Source organism: Klebsiella sp. WP3-W18-ESBL-02 (assembly GCF_014168815.1).
Classification (GTDB): Bacteria; Pseudomonadota; Gammaproteobacteria; order Enterobacterales; family Enterobacteriaceae; genus Kluyvera; species Kluyvera ascorbata_B.
On sequence record NZ_AP021972.1, the window covers coordinates 200,643 to 216,494 of the forward strand.

16 protein-coding genes are annotated in these 15,852 nt (G+C 57.3%); 8 read left to right on the forward strand and 8 right to left on the reverse strand.

Going from position 1 to position 15,852, the window contains the following annotated elements:
* The first annotated feature begins 210 nt into the window (after positions 1-210).
* The 3 genes from kbl to H7R56_RS00965 all read left to right on the forward strand — a co-directional run bounded on the left by kbl (position 211) and on the right by H7R56_RS00965 (position 3,638).
* Complete coding sequence (kbl, locus tag H7R56_RS00955; protein WP_106924966.1) at positions 211-1,407, forward strand: glycine C-acetyltransferase; 1,197 nt, start codon at positions 211-213, stop codon at positions 1,405-1,407.
* A gap of 9 nt (positions 1,408-1,416) precedes the next feature.
* A complete protein-coding gene (tdh, locus tag H7R56_RS00960; protein ID WP_106924967.1) occupies positions 1,417-2,442 on the forward strand; it encodes an L-threonine 3-dehydrogenase in 1,026 nt (341 codons plus the stop codon).
* 158 nt (positions 2,443-2,600) lie between these two features.
* Positions 2,601-3,638, forward strand: a complete 1,038-nt coding sequence (locus H7R56_RS00965; RefSeq protein WP_106924968.1) for a glycosyltransferase — start codon at positions 2,601-2,603, stop codon at positions 3,636-3,638.
* Here H7R56_RS00965 and H7R56_RS00970 read toward each other — a convergent pair.
* The 3 genes from H7R56_RS00970 to gpmM are packed head-to-tail and all read right to left on the reverse strand — an operon-like array spanning position 3,635 to position 7,399.
* On the reverse strand, positions 3,635-4,567 hold the full coding sequence (locus H7R56_RS00970; RefSeq protein WP_106924969.1) for a divergent polysaccharide deacetylase family protein: 933 nt from the start codon (positions 4,565-4,567) through the stop codon (positions 3,635-3,637). The two genes, H7R56_RS00965 and H7R56_RS00970, sit on opposite strands and share 4 nt — an antisense overlap.
* Before the next feature lie 3 nt (positions 4,568-4,570).
* On the reverse strand, positions 4,571-5,842 hold the full coding sequence (envC, locus tag H7R56_RS00975; protein WP_106924970.1) for a murein hydrolase activator EnvC: 1,272 nt from the start codon (positions 5,840-5,842) through the stop codon (positions 4,571-4,573).
* Between the two features lie 9 nt (positions 5,843-5,851).
* Positions 5,852-7,399, reverse strand: a complete 1,548-nt coding sequence (gpmM, locus tag H7R56_RS00980; RefSeq protein ID WP_106924971.1) for a 2,3-bisphosphoglycerate-independent phosphoglycerate mutase — start codon at positions 7,397-7,399, stop codon at positions 5,852-5,854.
* 248 nt (positions 7,400-7,647) lie between these two features.
* Here gpmM and H7R56_RS00985 point away from each other — a divergent pair, with 248 nt between their 5' ends.
* From H7R56_RS00985 to cysE, 5 genes are all read left to right on the forward strand, one after another.
* The gene (locus H7R56_RS00985) at positions 7,648-8,079 is read left to right on the forward strand and encodes a rhodanese-like domain-containing protein (protein WP_106924972.1); all 432 of its coding nucleotides are present in this window, start codon (positions 7,648-7,650) and stop codon (positions 8,077-8,079) included.
* 30 nt (positions 8,080-8,109) lie between these two features.
* Complete coding sequence (grxC, locus tag H7R56_RS00990) at positions 8,110-8,361, forward strand: glutaredoxin 3 (protein WP_106924973.1); 252 nt, start codon at positions 8,110-8,112, stop codon at positions 8,359-8,361.
* Between the two features lie 84 nt (positions 8,362-8,445).
* Entirely contained in the window at positions 8,446-8,913 is a 468-nt protein-coding gene (gene secB / locus H7R56_RS00995; protein ID WP_106924974.1) for a protein-export chaperone SecB, read from the forward strand.
* A complete protein-coding gene (gpsA, locus tag H7R56_RS01000) occupies positions 8,913-9,932 on the forward strand; it encodes an NAD(P)H-dependent glycerol-3-phosphate dehydrogenase (protein ID WP_106924975.1) in 1,020 nt (339 codons plus the stop codon). Before secB ends, gpsA begins: the two co-directional genes overlap by 1 nt.
* Positions 9,933-10,009: 77 nt before the next feature.
* The gene (cysE, locus tag H7R56_RS01005; protein WP_035894708.1) at positions 10,010-10,831 is read left to right on the forward strand and encodes a serine O-acetyltransferase; all 822 of its coding nucleotides are present in this window, start codon (positions 10,010-10,012) and stop codon (positions 10,829-10,831) included.
* Positions 10,832-10,889: 58 nt separating this feature from the next.
* On the opposite strand, the gene trmL is transcribed toward cysE, so the two are convergent.
* From trmL to H7R56_RS01030, 5 genes are all read right to left on the reverse strand, one after another.
* Positions 10,890-11,363, reverse strand: a complete 474-nt coding sequence (trmL, locus tag H7R56_RS01010; RefSeq protein WP_106924976.1) for a tRNA (uridine(34)/cytosine(34)/5-carboxymethylaminomethyluridine(34)-2'-O)-methyltransferase TrmL — start codon at positions 11,361-11,363, stop codon at positions 10,890-10,892.
* A gap of 159 nt (positions 11,364-11,522) precedes the next feature.
* Entirely contained in the window at positions 11,523-12,707 is a 1,185-nt protein-coding gene (gene lldD / locus H7R56_RS01015; protein ID WP_106924977.1) for an FMN-dependent L-lactate dehydrogenase LldD, read from the reverse strand.
* Entirely contained in the window at positions 12,704-13,480 is a 777-nt protein-coding gene (gene lldR / locus H7R56_RS01020) for a transcriptional regulator LldR (protein WP_106924978.1), read from the reverse strand. The genes lldD and lldR overlap by 4 nt, the downstream gene beginning before the upstream one ends.
* Complete coding sequence (gene lldP / locus H7R56_RS01025; RefSeq protein ID WP_106924979.1) at positions 13,477-15,132, reverse strand: L-lactate permease; 1,656 nt, start codon at positions 15,130-15,132, stop codon at positions 13,477-13,479. Before lldP ends, lldR begins: the two co-directional genes overlap by 4 nt.
* Positions 15,133-15,418: 286 nt before the next feature.
* Complete coding sequence (locus tag H7R56_RS01030; RefSeq protein WP_106924980.1) at positions 15,419-15,781, reverse strand: YibL family ribosome-associated protein; 363 nt, start codon at positions 15,779-15,781, stop codon at positions 15,419-15,421.
* Between the last annotated feature and the right edge of the window lie 71 nt (positions 15,782-15,852).

Below are 15,852 nucleotides of genomic sequence, written 5' to 3' on the forward strand. Positions count from 1 at the left end.
AACCTTTGAGATAGGTGGGCCCTGGAGTATCCCGGGCACGAATACCTCTTATCATACCATCACATTTGCCAGCCTTCAGCCTTTCACCGCGTAGCGAGACGGGGGCGCGTGATTTATGCTGCAAATAATTCATTCAGACATGCATCATCTCGTATCAGCGTATAGCTTTGGGTAATATGTGCCAAATTTTACCGAATCTGGAGAGTTGCAATGCGTGGTGATTTCTACAAACAGTTAACCAGCGACCTGGACACCGCTCGTGCGGAAGGGTTGTTTAAAGAAGAACGTATCATCACCTCCGCTCAGCAGGCGGATATCACCGTGGGCGATGGCAGCCACGTTATCAACTTCTGCGCCAACAACTATCTGGGTCTGGCGAACCATCCAGCGCTGATTAACGCCGCGAAAGCGGGTATGGACAGCCACGGTTTTGGTATGGCGTCGGTGCGTTTCATCTGCGGGACTCAGGACAGCCACAAAGCGCTGGAGAAAAAGCTGGCGAGCTTCCTCGGTATGGAAGATGCCATTCTGTACTCCTCCTGTTTCGATGCCAACGGCGGCCTGTTTGAAACGCTGCTGGGCGCTGAAGATGCGATTATTTCCGATGCGCTGAACCATGCCTCCATCATTGACGGTGTGCGCCTGTGCAAAGCGAAGCGTTTCCGCTATGCCAACAACGATATGGCTGAACTGGAAGAACGCTTGAAAGAAGCGCGCGCGGCCGGTGCTCGTCATGTCCTGATCGCCACCGACGGCGTGTTCTCCATGGACGGCGTGATTGCCAACCTGAAAGGCGTGTGCGATCTGGCGGATAAATACGATGCGCTGGTGATGGTCGATGACTCCCACGCCGTCGGTTTTGTCGGCGAAAACGGCCGTGGCTCCCATGAATACTGCGATGTGATGGGCCGCGTGGATATCATTACCGGTACTCTGGGCAAAGCGCTCGGCGGGGCGTCCGGCGGCTATACCGCCGCGCGTAAAGAAGTGGTGGAGTGGCTGCGTCAGCGCTCGCGCCCTTACCTGTTCTCCAACTCGCTGGCACCCGCAATTGTGGCGGCGTCCATCAAAGTGCTGGAGATGGTCGAGTCTGGCGCGGCGTTGCGCGACCAACTGTGGGCCAACGCTCGCCTGTTCCGTGAAAAAATGACCGCCGCAGGCTTTACGCTGGCGGGTGCCGATCACGCGATTATCCCGGTCATGCTGGGCGACGCGGTGGTGGCGCAAAACTTCGCACGTGAACTGCAAAAAGAAGGCATCTACGTGACCGGGTTCTTCTTCCCGGTGGTACCAAAAGGCCAGGCGCGTATTCGCACCCAGATGTCGGCGGCGCATACGACGGAACAAATTGAACGTGCGGTGGAAGCCTTTACCCGCATCGGTAAACAACTGGGCGTCATTGCCTAAGGGTGTGAGATGAAAGCGTTATCCAAACTGAAAGCGGAAGAAGGGATCTGGATGACCGACGTTCCAGAACCGGAGCTCGGCCATAACGACCTGCTGATTAAGATTCGCAAAACCGCGATTTGCGGCACCGACGTGCATATTTATAACTGGGATGAATGGTCGCAGAAGACCATCCCGGTACCGATGGTCGTTGGGCACGAATACGTTGGCGAAGTTATCGGCATCGGTCAGGAAGTGCGTGGCTTTAAGATCGGTGACCGCGTCTCCGGTGAAGGCCACATCACCTGCGGGCACTGCCGTAACTGTCGCGCGGGTCGTACGCACCTGTGCCGTAACACGATTGGCGTCGGCGTGAACCGTCAGGGCTGTTTTGCGGAACAGCTGGTGATCCCGGCGTTCAACGCCTTCAAAATTCCGGATAATATTTCCGACGATCTGGCCTCCATCTTCGATCCGTTCGGCAACGCGGTACACACCGCGCTGTCCTTCGACCTGGTTGGCGAGGATGTGCTGGTGTCCGGTGCGGGCCCGATCGGCGTCATGGCCGCAGCGGTGGCGAAACACGTCGGCGCGCGTAACGTGGTTATTACCGACGTGAATGAATACCGTCTGGAGCTGGCGCGCAAAATGGGCGTTACCCGCGCGGTTAACGTCGCGAAAGAAAATCTCAACGACGTCATGGCAGAGTTGGGCATGACCGAAGGCTTCGACGTGGGGCTGGAAATGTCCGGCGCGCCGCCAGCCTTCCGCTCAATGCTCGACACCATGAACCACGGTGGGCGCATTGCCATGCTGGGGATCCCTCCGTCGGATATGTCCATCGATTGGACCAAAGTTATCTTTAAGGGGCTGTTTATTAAAGGTATCTATGGTCGTGAAATGTTCGAAACCTGGTACAAGATGGCCGCGCTGATTCAGTCCGGGCTGGATCTGTCCCCGATTATCACCCACCGCTTTGGCATTGATGACTTCCAGAAAGGCTTTGATGCGATGCGTTCCGGCCAGTCCGGTAAAGTCGTACTGAGTTGGGATTAATCGGCTTCACGTAAGTTGTCCCCGGGTATTTATTAGCGTTAAATACCCGGGGATTTTTTTTGCCCTTACGCAGCGCAGTCAGCAATAACTTTCGCTGACCTTTTATGGCTATCTATGTTAAAAATTGCCGTTAATTACACAGTCTGGCAGGATTTTATATGACCTATACCCCCGGTCTCCTGAGCGTCATTATGCCGCTTTACAACACGGGCGAACCGTTCATCGCCTGTATGGATTCGCTGATCGCGCAAACCTGGAAGAACATCGAGATTATCATTGTTAACGATGGGTCGACGGATAACTCAGCGGAGTTGGCGCAGTCTTACGTCGATCGCTACCCGCATGTTCACCTGCTGCATCAGCGTAACGGGGGCGTCTCGGCGGCGCGCAATACCGGCATGAAGGTGGCGAAAGGCGAATACATTGCCTACGTTGACGGCGACGATATTGCCTACCCGGAAATGTACGAAACGCTGATGACGATGGCGCTGAAGGATAACCTGGACGTGGCGCAGTGCAACGCCGACTGGTGTATTGCCGAGACGGGCAAGACCTGGGCTTCAATCCCCGTCGACCGGATTCGTTCTACGGAGGTCATGACCGGGCCGGAATGGCTACGTAAAGGGCTCGCCAGCCGCCGCTGGCGCCATGTCGTGTGGATGGGCGTTTACCGCCATCAGACCATCCGTGATGCGGGGCTGAGCTTTATCCCCGGCCTGCATCACCAGGATATCATCTGGTCGACCGAGTTTATGTTTAACGCCAAACGCGCGCGTTATACGGAAGTGCCGTTGTATAAATACTTCCTGCACGGCGCGTCCGTCAGCCGCCTGCCGCGCACCGGGCTGAAGAACCTTATCTACCAGCGCCATTACATCAAAATTACCCGTCTGCTCGACAAGATGAACCGCGACTACGCCGGGCGTATTCCGATTTATCCTGAGTTTAAGCAGCAGGTGATTTACGAAGCGCTGCGCGTCTGCCACTGCATTCGTAAAGAACCGGACCAAAAGATTCGCGAGCGGATGATTGCCGAAGCGGAAGTCTCCGGCATGTTTAAACGGATGGTAAGCAATATTTGCAGCGTGAAGCTGGCGTATCAGGTCATGCTGTGGGCCATTCGCTTCAATAAGTGGCGCGATAAATCGCTGACGCCACGCCGTCTGGCCCATCTGACGTTAGATCTGAAAGACTAACCGTTCTGCCACCCCTGCCACTGCAGCTGCATATACTGCACCAGCGTGCTGTGGGTGATGCTCTCGCTTAACACGTTGAAGAAGCGGCTGGCGTAGACCGGCTCCAGCGGTTTCTTCGGCTTGCAGAGCTTCACGCCGCGGAACGGATTGCGCGGTGACGTCGGCTCAACGGAGGACGGCATTCCCCGGTTTGGCGTAGAGGTATCAGTCTGCGGCTCATTGAGCAGGCTGCTCGGGCGGACCAGCGTAATATCCGGCGGCAGGCTATAAACCATTTGCTGCAGCACGCGCACGGTGGTGGGATGCGGGTGGCCGATAGCAATGGCGGAACCGTTGCGGCGCGCCAGATCGATAGCCCGGTTAAACTGGCGGCGAATATCCGCTTCGTTCTGGGTATCGTCGAGGAACACTCTGCGTTTAATCACCTTCACGCCGGTGCCGTTGGCGGCGCGCATGGCCTGGCTGTTGCCGATGGTCATGCTGTCGAGGAAGTAAAGGTTGTAGCGGCTGAGCGCCTGCATCACTTTCTGCATGCCGAACAGGCTGGAGGTCATGGCGCTGCCCATATGGTTGTTCAGGCCCACGGCGTACGGCACTTTCTCTACCGCTTCACGGATAATGCGCTCGATCTCATCGCTGCTCATATCCGGGCGCAGCGTGTCTTTTTCCAGCGGCTGCTTGCTGATGGGGGCCATCGGCAGGTGAATCAGCACCTCGTGCCCTGCGTTATGGGCCTTGGTGGCCATTTCACGGGCGTGAGGCGCGTTAGGGAGCACCGCAACGGAAATCGTGGACGGCATCGCCAGCACTTGATTTTCCTGCTGTGGGCGATAACCGAAGTCATCGATAACAATGGCGAGCTTACCGGCATAGCCTGGTGCGGTTAATGCCAGCGCACCAAGTAGTACAACCTGACGAAATTGAAGCAAAACTTATCTTCCCAACCACGGCAGTGGATTGACCGCCTGACCCTGGCGGCGAATTTCGAAATAGAGCGATGGTCGGCCCTGACCGCCGCTGTTGCCCACCAGGGCGATGGGCTGCCCGGCGCGGACCTGAGTGCCGACGCTGACCAGCGCGCTCTGGTTATAACCGTAAAGGCTCATATCACCTTTACCGTGCTCGACGACCACCACGAGACCATAGCCCTGTAGCCAGTCGGCCAGGATGACGCGCCCATCGGCAATGGCTTTGACTTCGGTCCCTTCCGATGCGCTGATGACCATCCCCTTCCAACGTAGCTCACCTTGCAGCTGTTCGCCATAGCGATGCAGCGTCGTCCCGCGAACCGGCCAGTACGCCTGGCCGCGCGGTGCGCCCAGGCCGCCGGTGCGCGCCATCAGCGAGCGTTCGCTTTCGGAAGGTTTATAGGTGGTGCCTTTACGGGTGGCCTCCTGCTGGCGGTTGCGCACCGCGTCAGCCTCTTTGGCTTCGCGTTCGGCGCGGGCTTTCGCAGCGGCTTCGGCACGGGCAATGCTGTTGCGCAGGCGGGATTCGTTGGCCCGCAGCTCGCTGAGCTGCTGCTGGCCCTGCTGAATCGAAGATTCCAGCCCGGAGATTGTTTTCTGACGTTCATTGCGCGCCGCTTCGAGCTTAGCCTGCTGCGCCTTTTGCTCATAAAGCAGCGTTTGCTGTTGGCTCTGCTTCTCTTCCAGCTCGGATTTTTGCGCTGCGACGTCTTCGCGCGTTTGTTTGAGTTCGGCGATAGTTTCCTGGCGCGCCTGGTTCAGGTAGCCAAAATAGGCCTGAAGGCGCTGGCCGCGCTGGCTCTCTTCGCCGCTGAGAATGAGCTGAATACCGGTATGTTCGCCCTGACGAAACGCGGCATCGAGCTGGGCTGCGAGGTTACGCTCCTGCATGGCGCGCTGTTTTTCCAGCTTCGCAATATTGGCGTTCATCTCGGCGATTTGCGCGTTAAGCTGCGCCAGCGAGTTCTGCGTTTCGCGCAGCTGGCGCGCGGCGGCGGCAATGGCCTGTTCCTGCGCTTTGAGCTGGGCGAGAAGGGTAGCGCGCTGCTGCTGCTGCTGACGTACCGCGCGCTCTTTGGCGGCGATATCGGCCTGAATAGATTGCAGCTGCGAGCGGTCGTCCGCATGGGCGGATGCCGCGCACAGCAATACGCCAGCGCTGAGTGCGCTGGCGTACAACGTGGACCGAAGCGTTGCCCCGGCCCATTTAATGGAATAAATCGCCTTTCCCCTCATGGGGAAGGATTATTCCACGATGAACAGCGGCTTACCAGTCATCTGTTGCGGGATTTCCATGCCCATCAGCGACAGCATGGTCGGCGCGAGGTCGGAAAGCTTGCCGCCTTCCACCGCTTTGACGGTTTTGTCGCCAACGTAGATCAGCGGAACCGGCAGGCTGGTGTGTGCGGTGTGTGCCTGGCCGGTAGCCGGATCGCGCATCTGCTCGGCGTTGCCGTGGTCAGCGGTGACCAGCATCTGGCCGCCCACTTTTTCAACCGCACGGGTCACTTCATCCAGGCAGTGGTCCAGGGCTTCAACGGCTTTCACCGCGGCTTCCATCACGCCAGTATGGCCAACCATATCGCCGTTCGGGTAGTTACAGATGATGGTGTCGTACTTACCGCTTTCGATGGCGGCAACCAGTTTTTCGGTCAGCTCGGCGGAGCTCATTTCCGGTTGCAGGTCGTAGGTCGCCACTTTCGGGGAGTTGATCAGAATGCGATCTTCACCTTTGAACGGCTCTTCTACGCCGCCGTTAAAGAAGAAGGTCACGTGTGCATATTTTTCAGTTTCGGAGATGCGCAGCTGCGTTTTGTCATGCTTCGCCATCCACTCACCGAAAGTATTTTCCAGGGAGGCTGGTGGATAAGCGCACGGTGCTTTGATGTCTGCTGCGTATTCGGTCAGCATGATGAAGTCACCCAGTTTGACTTCTTTGTGGCGTTTGAAGCCGTCGAAGTCAGCGTTCACGAATGCACGGGTGATTTCACGCGCACGGTCAGCACGGAAGTTCATGAAGATCAGCGCATCGCCGTCTTCCATTGCGGCATCGGCCTGGCCGGCTGCACGGATAACGGTGGCTTTGACGAATTCATCGTTTTCATCGCGAGCGTAGGCTGCTTCCAATGCGGCAACCGCGGTGTCAGCCTGGAACTCGCCTTTGGCTTCAACCAGCAGGTTGTAAGCTTGTTCAACGCGATCCCAACGGTTGTCACGGTCCATCGCATAGTAACGACCAATGATGGAGGCGACGCGGCCTTTGCCCAGCGCGGCAAATTTCTCTTCAAACTTCTGCAGGGAGCCGTTGGCGCTGCGCGGTGGGGTGTCGCGACCGTCGAGGAACGCGTGCAGGTAGATTTTTTCTGCACCGCGTTCAGCGGCCAGCTCTACCATTGCCATGATGTGATCTTCGTGGCTGTGAACGCCACCGGCGGACAGCAGGCCCATGATGTGTACCGCTTTACCGGCGGCAACCGCTTTGTCTACCGCGCCGGACAGCACCGGGTTAGCGAAGAACTGGCGATCTTTGATTTCCACGTCAAGACGGGTCAGGTCCTGATACACGATACGACCTGCGCCCAGGTTAACGTGACCCACTTCGGAGTTACCCATCTGACCGTCCGGCAGGCCCACTTCGAGGCCAGATGCGTGAATCAGGGTGTGCGGACGTTTTGCCCACAGCGCATCCATTACCGGGGTTTTTGCACTGAAAATAGCGTTATCCTGCTGCTCTTCGCGGTAGCCGTAGCCATCCAGGATCACCAGTACCATAGGTTTTTTAGAAACCGACATTGCGACAACCTCATGCTCTAAAGACAGAAAATTTGCGTAATTTTACTACAGCTGAATCGATAAAATAACAATGAGAGATCAAAGAAAGCGGGGAGATGCACGAGGAAATACGCACATTTTCGCCCTTTTTTCCGTGGCACTCCGCAGAAAACGCATTACATCGCGCGCGCTGGCTGTATTTGCGCCACGCCGCAGGTATACTCCTTCCCTGGTTTTTAAACATTACACGTCGGGAGCTGTTACCCCCCATGCAAGAGATTATGCAATTTGTTGGTCGTCACCCTGTCCTGAGCATCGCGTGGATCGCGCTGCTGGCGGCCGTGCTGTTCACCACCTTTAAAGGGCTGATGTCGAAAGTTAAGGTCATCAACCGTGGCGAAGCGACGCGCCTGATTAACAAAGAAGACGCCGTGGTCGTTGACCTGCGCCAGCGCGACGATTTCCGTAAAGGCCACATTGCCGGTTCTGTGAATCTGCTGGCGAGCGAAATCAAAGCCAACAACGTCGGCGAGCTGGAAAAGCACAAAGACAAACCGATTATCGTTGCCGATGGCTCCGGTATGCAGGCGAGCGAGTCTGCCAACGCGCTGCTGAAAGCGGGTTTTGAAAAAGTTTTCGTACTGAAAGAAGGTATTGCTGGCTGGAGCGGTGAAAACCTGCCGCTGGTTCGCGGCAAATAAGATTTCTCGGGTAAAGTCAGGAGAGCTGTCATGGCGAAGATTGAGATTTACACCAAAGCGACGTGCCCTTATTGCCACCGTGCAAAAGCGCTGCTGTCTGAAAAAGGCGTCACCTTCCAGGAACTGCCTATCGACGGCAACGCGGAAAAGCGTGAAGAGATGATTCAGCGCAGCGGCCGCACCACGGTGCCGCAGATTTTTATTGATGCACAGCACATTGGCGGCTGCGACGACTTGTATGCGCTTGATGCGCGTGGTGGACTTGATCCCCTGCTGCGCTAATGCTTTGCGAAGCGTTCACGCCTGACTTCGGCGGGCGTGAAGCGTACCGCTTTTTTTAAGGACAACACGAAAGGGTTTTTACACATGTCAGAACAAAACAACGCAGAAATGGCTTTCCAGATTCAGCGCATCTACACCAAAGACGTTTCCTTCGAAGCGCCGAATGCACCGCATGTTTTCCAGAAAGATTGGCAGCCAGAGGTTAAACTTGATCTTGATACCGCTTCCAACCAGCTGGCTGAAGGCGTGTATGAAGTGGTGCTGCGTGTCACCGTAACGGCGACGCTGGGCGAAGAAACTGCGTTCCTGTGCGAAACTCAGCAGGCGGGTATCTTCTCTATCGAAGGTATCGAAGGAACCCAGATGGCTCATTGCCTGGGTGCCTACTGCCCGAACATCCTGTTCCCGTATGCGCGTGAATGCATCACCAGCCTGGTTTCCCGTGGGACCTTCCCACAGCTGAACCTTGCGCCGGTTAACTTTGATGCGCTGTTCATGAACTATCTGCAACAGCAGTCTGGCGAAGGTGCAGAACAACATCAGGATGCCTGATGAACGCACTTAATGCTTCAATGACTGTGATCGGTGCCGGCTCGTACGGCACCGCTCTTGCCATCACCGTGGCAAGAAACGGCCACCCGGTTGTACTGTGGGGCCACGATCCCAAGCATGTCGCAACCTTGCAGCACGATCGCTGCAACGCGGCATTCCTTCCCGACGTTCCGTTCCCCGATACGCTGCACCTGGAAAGCGACCTTGCGACCGCGCTGGCTGCCAGCCGCGATATTCTGGTGGTGGTGCCAAGCCACGTGTTCGGCGACGTACTTCGTCAGATGAAACCGTTGCTTCGTCCTGATGCGCGCCTGGTCTGGGCGACAAAAGGGCTGGAAGCAGAAACCGGTCGTCTGCTGCAGGATGTGGCGCGCGAAGCGCTGGGTGATGAAATCCCGCTGGCGGTGATCTCTGGCCCGACGTTCGCTAAAGAACTGGCGGCAGGTCTGCCAACGGCGATTTCACTGGCGGCCACCGACCCGACCTTTGCCGACGATTTACAGCAGCTGCTGCACTGTGGCAAAAGTTTCCGCGTTTACAGTAATCCTGACTTCATCGGCGTCCAGCTGGGCGGTGCGGTGAAAAACGTGATTGCGATTGGCGCGGGTATCTCCGACGGCATCGGCTTTGGCGCGAACGCGCGTACGGCGCTGATTACCCGTGGGTTGACCGAAATGTCACGCCTGGGCGTGGCGCTGGGCGCTGACCCGGTGACCTTTATGGGCATGGCGGGGCTGGGAGACTTAGTGCTGACCTGTACCGACAACCAGTCGCGTAACCGTCGTTTCGGTATGGCGCTGGGGAAAGGGGCGCAGGTGCAGGAAGCGCAGGACGCTATTGGCCAGGTGGTTGAGGGTTACCGTAATACCAAAGAAGTCCGCGAGTTGGCGCACCGTGTAGGTGTCGAAATGCCAATAACCGAGGAAATTTATCAGGTATTATATTGCGGAAAAAGTGCGCGCGAGGCAGCATTGACCTTGTTAGGTCGTGCACGCAAGGATGAGCATAGCGGCAACTAATCGCAGGAAACCTTTGTCATCCCGACGATCCGGCTAGCAGAGACTGGCCGATCGTTCCAATACGTCTGGAGTATGCAATGTCGTGTGAAGAACTGGAAATTGTCTGGAACAACATTAAAGCGGAAGCCAGGGCTCTGGCCGACTGTGAGCCAATGCTCGCCAGTTTCTATCACGCCACGCTACTCAAACATGAAAATCTTGGCAGCGCATTAAGCTATATGCTGGCGAATAAGCTGGCTTCACCCATTATGCCTGCTATCGCTATTCGTGAAGTGGTGGAAGAAGCCTACGCCGCCGATCCGGAAATGATCGCCTCCGCCGCCTGTGATATTCAGGCCGTTCGCACCCGTGACCCGGCGGTCGACAAATATTCAACCCCGTTGCTGTATCTGAAAGGTTTCCACGCGCTGCAGGCTTACCGCATCGGCCATTGGCTGTGGGGGCAAGGGCGTCGCGCGCTGGCGATTTTCCTGCAAAACCAGGTGTCGGTATCGTTCCAGGTGGACATCCACCCGGCGGCGAAGATTGGCCGCGGCATCATGCTTGACCACGCGACCGGCATCGTGGTGGGCGAAACGGCGGTCATTGAAAACGATGTCTCCATCCTGCAATCCGTCACCCTGGGGGGGACCGGGAAAACCAGCGGCGACCGTCACCCGAAAATTCGCGAAGGCGTCATGATTGGCGCGGGTGCTAAAATTCTCGGCAACATCGAAGTGGGGCGCGGCGCGAAGATTGGCGCGGGCTCCGTGGTTTTACAACCCGTTCCGCCGCATACCACGGCTGCAGGTGTTCCGGCGCGCATCGTCGGCAAGCCGGAGTCAGATAAACCGGCGATGGATATGGACCAGCACTTTAACGGTATCAATCACGGGTTTGAGTACGGCGACGGGATTTAACGGCATTCACGTTGCCAGACGTAGGCCGGATAAGGCGGAGCCGCCATCCGGCAATCTATCAGCTCCGTAATACCGCGCCCGGATACCCCAACTGGCGCCATGCTTCATACACCACCACCGACACCGCGTTCGACAGGTTCATGCTGCGGCTGTCCGGCATCATAGGAATACGAATTTTTTGCTCGGGCGGCAGCGCGTCCAGAATGGTCGCGGGCAGCCCGCGCGTTTCTGGGCCAAACATCAGAAAATCACCGTCCTGATAGCTCACCGCGCTGTGCGCAGGCGTGCCTTTGGTCGTGAGGGCAAACAGCCGCTGCGGTTTGGCGCTTTCGAGAAACGCCGCATAGTCGGCATGGCGCTGAACGGCGGTAAACTCATGGTAATCCAGCCCGGCGCGACGCAGGCGCTTATCGTCCCAGGCAAAGCCCATTGGTTCGATGATATGGAGATTGAAACCGGTATTGGCGCACAGGCGGATGATATTGCCGGTATTGGGTGGGATTTCTGGTTCGAATAAAACGATGTTAAGCATGCTGCCCCCTTGGATTGCGGGGGGCAGGATAGCAGAAAACGCAGTCACCCTCATCCTGTAGGACTGATAAGCGTAGCGCCATCAGGCAATATTGAGCACGTTGCCGGATGGCGGCGTAAACGCCTTATCCGGCCTACATTGCTGAACAGCCAGAGCGTGCTACGCCGCGTCGCCGCGCTGAATCGCACGGAACGTCTGCGCCACGTCCGCCTGCTGCACCAGCGAATCACCGCTAATATCCTTAATGGTTTTCGCTCCGGTCAGCGTCATCGCCACCTTCATCTCTTTCTCAACCAGATTCAGCAGGTTAGCCACACCCGCCTGGCCGTGAGTCGCCAGCGCATACAAATATGCACGTCCCAGCAGCACGCTATCTGCGCCCAGCGCAATCATGCGCACCACGTCCAGACCGTTACGAATGCCGCTATCGGCAAGGATCGTAATATCGCCTTTTACTGCGTCAGCAATTGCCGGCAGCGCGCGGGCGGAGGAGAGTACGCCGTCAAGCTGACGGCCACCGTGGTTCGAAACCACAATCCCGTCGGCGCCAAAGCGCACCGCGTCCCGCGCATCCTCTGGATCGAGGATCCCTTTGATCACCATCGGACCATCCCAGAACTCACGGATCCACTCGAGGTCTTTCCACGAAATAGACGGATCGAAGTTATTCGCCAGCCAGCCGATGTAATCTTCTAACCCGGTTGGTTTACCGAGGTAGGTGGAAATATTGCCTAAGTCGTGTGGGCGACCATTCAGGCCCACATCCCACGCCCACTGCGGATGGGTGGCGGCCTGCCAGTAGCGGCGTATCGCAGCGTTCGGGCCGCTCATACCGGAGTGGGCATCGCGGTAGCGCGCGCCCGGCGTCGGCATATCAACGGTAAAGACCAGCGTTGAGCAACCCGCCGCTTTGGCGCGCTCCAGCGCGTTGCGCATAAAGCCGCGATCGCGCAGGACGTACAGCTGGAACCACATCGGGCGCTTAATGGTCGGTGCGACCTCTTCAATCGGGCAGACTGACACGGTGGAAAGGGTAAACGGAATACCTTTAGCATCGGCGGCGGCGGCGGCCTGCACCTCACCGCGACGGGCGTACATGCCGCACAGCCCAACCGGTGCCAGCGCCACCGGCATCGACAGCTGCTCTTTAAACAACGTGGTTTCCAGGCTCAGGTCAGACATATTCTTCAGCACGCGCTGGCGCAGGGCCACGTCGGACAGGTCTTCTACGTTACGGCGCAGGGTGTGCTCGGCGTAGGCGCCGCCGTCGATGTAGTGGAACAGAAACGGCGGCAGAATGCGCTGGGCAGCAGCGCGATAGTCACTCGCGGCGGAAATAATCATGCTTTTTTCTCCCTGGAAATATCAGTGTGGTCGTCGGGCAGGCGGGTGATCCGCGCCTGGCGGGCCAGGTCTTCGTCAAAACGTTTAATCGTGGTGTGGACAAACCCGAGATGCGCCATCATCGCCTGGCGAGCGCCTTCAGCGTCACCGTGGGTAATGGCGTTGAGGATGGCCAGATGCTGTTCGGTCAATTTCGCAAACACCGGCGGCACCAGATACATGCGTTCGCGGCTCTGGATAACCGAAGATTGCAGCAGATCGAAAAATCCGCGCATGGTTTGCAGCAGCACCACGTTGTGGGATGCCTCGGCAATGGCCAGGTGGAAACGCACGTCGGCCTGTGAGGCAAGGTCCGGGTCGTCGCTCTGGGTGGCTTCAAAGCAGAGGCGGATTTTTTCTTTGTCGGCATCGGTGGCGCGCATCGCGGCGTACCACGCGGTGCTGGCTTCGATGGCGTGGCGAGCTTCCAGAATATCGAAGCTGTAGCCCGGATCATCGGCCAGCAGCGTTCTCAGCGGCTGGACAATATTTTGTTCGGACCAGCCCTCATGCTGCCAGCGCACGAAGGTGCCGCCGCCGCGGCGGCTCAGGAGCAAACCTTCGCTAACCAATTTCGCCAGCGCTTCGCGCAGTGAGTTGCGCGACACGCCGAGCTGGCTTGCCAGCTTGCGTTCAGCGGGCAATCGCATGCCCGCCTCCAGCTGTTGTTCTTCAATCAGCGCCCGCACGCGGCAGGCGACATCGTCTGACAGACGTTTGGGCAGTGTTATCACGGAATCATCCAGGTTAAGACATAAGCCTGCAGCGTGGTGATGACGCCCACCATACAGGTGAAAATCAGGCTGTGTTTGACCGTAAAGCGGAACAGATCGGACTCTTTACCCACCAGGCCCACCGCCGCACAGGCAATTGCGATGGACTGTGGTGAAATCATCTTGCCGGTGACGCCGCCGGTCGTATTCGCGGCAACCAGCAGCACGTCCGATACCCCAATCTGCTGCGCGGCGGTGGCCTGAAGCGCGGCGAACAGGGCGTTGGAAGAGGTGTCTGAACCGGTCAGGAACACGCCAAGCCAACCCAGGAACGGTGAGAAGAAGGTAAAGGCATGGCCGGTATGCGCCAGCGCCAGTGCCAGCGTCGATGACAGGCCGGAATAGTTCGAGATAAAAGCGAACGCCAACACCATACCGATGGAGTAAATCGGTAACGCCAGCTCTTTCAGCGTGGAGCCGAAGGTGCTGATGGCATCTTTTGGCTTCATGCGCAGCCAGACAATAGACAGCAGGGCGGCAAACAGAATTGCGGTGCCGGTGGCAGAAAGCCAGTCGAACTTATACACCGCCGCGTAGGCGGTCGCCTGGCTAACAACCGGTGGCATGCGCGCAACCATTTTGTCGAGGAACGGTACCGAGATGTTGATCACCAGATCGTACATTGCGCCACCCGGGGCGAATAACGCTTTAAACGGCGGAATGCTCCACAGCGTAACGGTCGCAGTCAGGAACAGGAACGGTGACCAGGCGCGGATAACCTGGCCGGCGGTATAACCGGTGCGTGCCAGATTCATATCGACCTGTGACGCGCCCATGTCGGCAAAGCGGAAAATGCGTACCGGCTGCCAGCGCTTGAGGAACAGCGTCAGGCACACCAGCGACACCAGCGAGGAGATGATGTCCGGCAGCTCTGGGCCGAGGAAGTTGGAGCTGAGGTACTGGGCGATAGCGAACGATCCTCCCGCCACCATAACCGCAGGCCAGGTCTCTTTGATACCGCGCCAGCCGTCCATAATCGCCATGATCCAGAACAGCACGATAATGGTCAGGAACGGTAGCTGGCGGCCGACCATCTGGCCAATGTGGAAGCTGTCCAGCCCGGTAACCTGACCGGCAACCAGAATCGGAATACCCATCGCGCCAAAGGCGACCGGCGCGGTGTTGACAATCAGACATAGCCCTGCGGCATACAGTGGGTTAAAGCCCAGGCCGACCAACAGCGCTGCGGTAATCGCCACCGGTGCGCCGAAGCCCGCCGCCCCTTCGAGGAAGGCCCCGAAGGAGAAACCGACAATCAGCATCTGCAAACGCTGGTCCGGGGTGATCGAAAGAATCGACGCACGAATAATATCGAACTGCCCGGTTTTCACCGAAATTTTGTAGACGAAAACGGCAGCGATAATAATCCAGGCAATCGGCCACAGGCCGTAGAAGAAGCCGTAAACCACCGACGCCAGCGCGCGATCGACGGGCATCTTATAGAACAGCAGCGCGACGCCCAGGGCGATAGCTACTGTCCAGCTAGCCGCCACATAGCCTTTCAGCTTGAGCTTAATCAGCGCGAAGAAGAAGAACAGGATCGGGAGCGATGCGATCAGGCTCGATAGCCAGATATTCCCGGCCGGATCGTAGTTTTGTTGCCAGAGGCTCATGCAGGTCTCCAGGGGGCCATACGCGCTGCTCGGCGGTGAGTCTGTGCTCATCTCTGCGTCACAGTTTGTGTAAAATTGGCCCTGCCAATAGGGTGGTGTAGGGTTAATGACAATGAATGGTTAACTAAATGTTATGCGTTAGCAATGCGAATGTGATGTTTAATGATGGAATTGTGAACCAATAGCAATTTGGTTGTGAAATTGGTTGGGCCAATTCAGAGGGGTAGCAATGGAAGGCGTAGAACAAAACCTTCCCCCGGGCGGGAGAAGGTTCAGGGGGGTCGCATCAGAATTCGCTCTTTGCGAACCCGGTCATGACCTGCAGACCCATTTCACGGCCTAGCGCCGTCATTGGGTGAACAACAACCAGACCGCGCACGCTTTTCTTCAGCTTGCCCATGTCGGCCTGTTCTTTTTTCGTGATAGGGCGGCTGAAACCCATTTTGACCAGCTTCTTCGCTTCTTTGCTGAGCTTCTGGGTATGGACTTCGCGCAGGCGCGCGATTTCAGTTTCGAGCTTAGCTTTTTCTGCTTCCAGCTCGGCATATTTTTCTGCGCTTTCAACCAGGGACAGAGCTGCCTGCTGGTGGCGAATAGCGTCGAGCAGGTCGCTCAGGCGCTTAATTTCATTTTTTTCGATTTCTTTCATCTTGCTGATATCTGATAACAAAATAGGCGTAATAGCTTCTAGTATGCGCGTTGTCGCTCATTTCTGGTAGT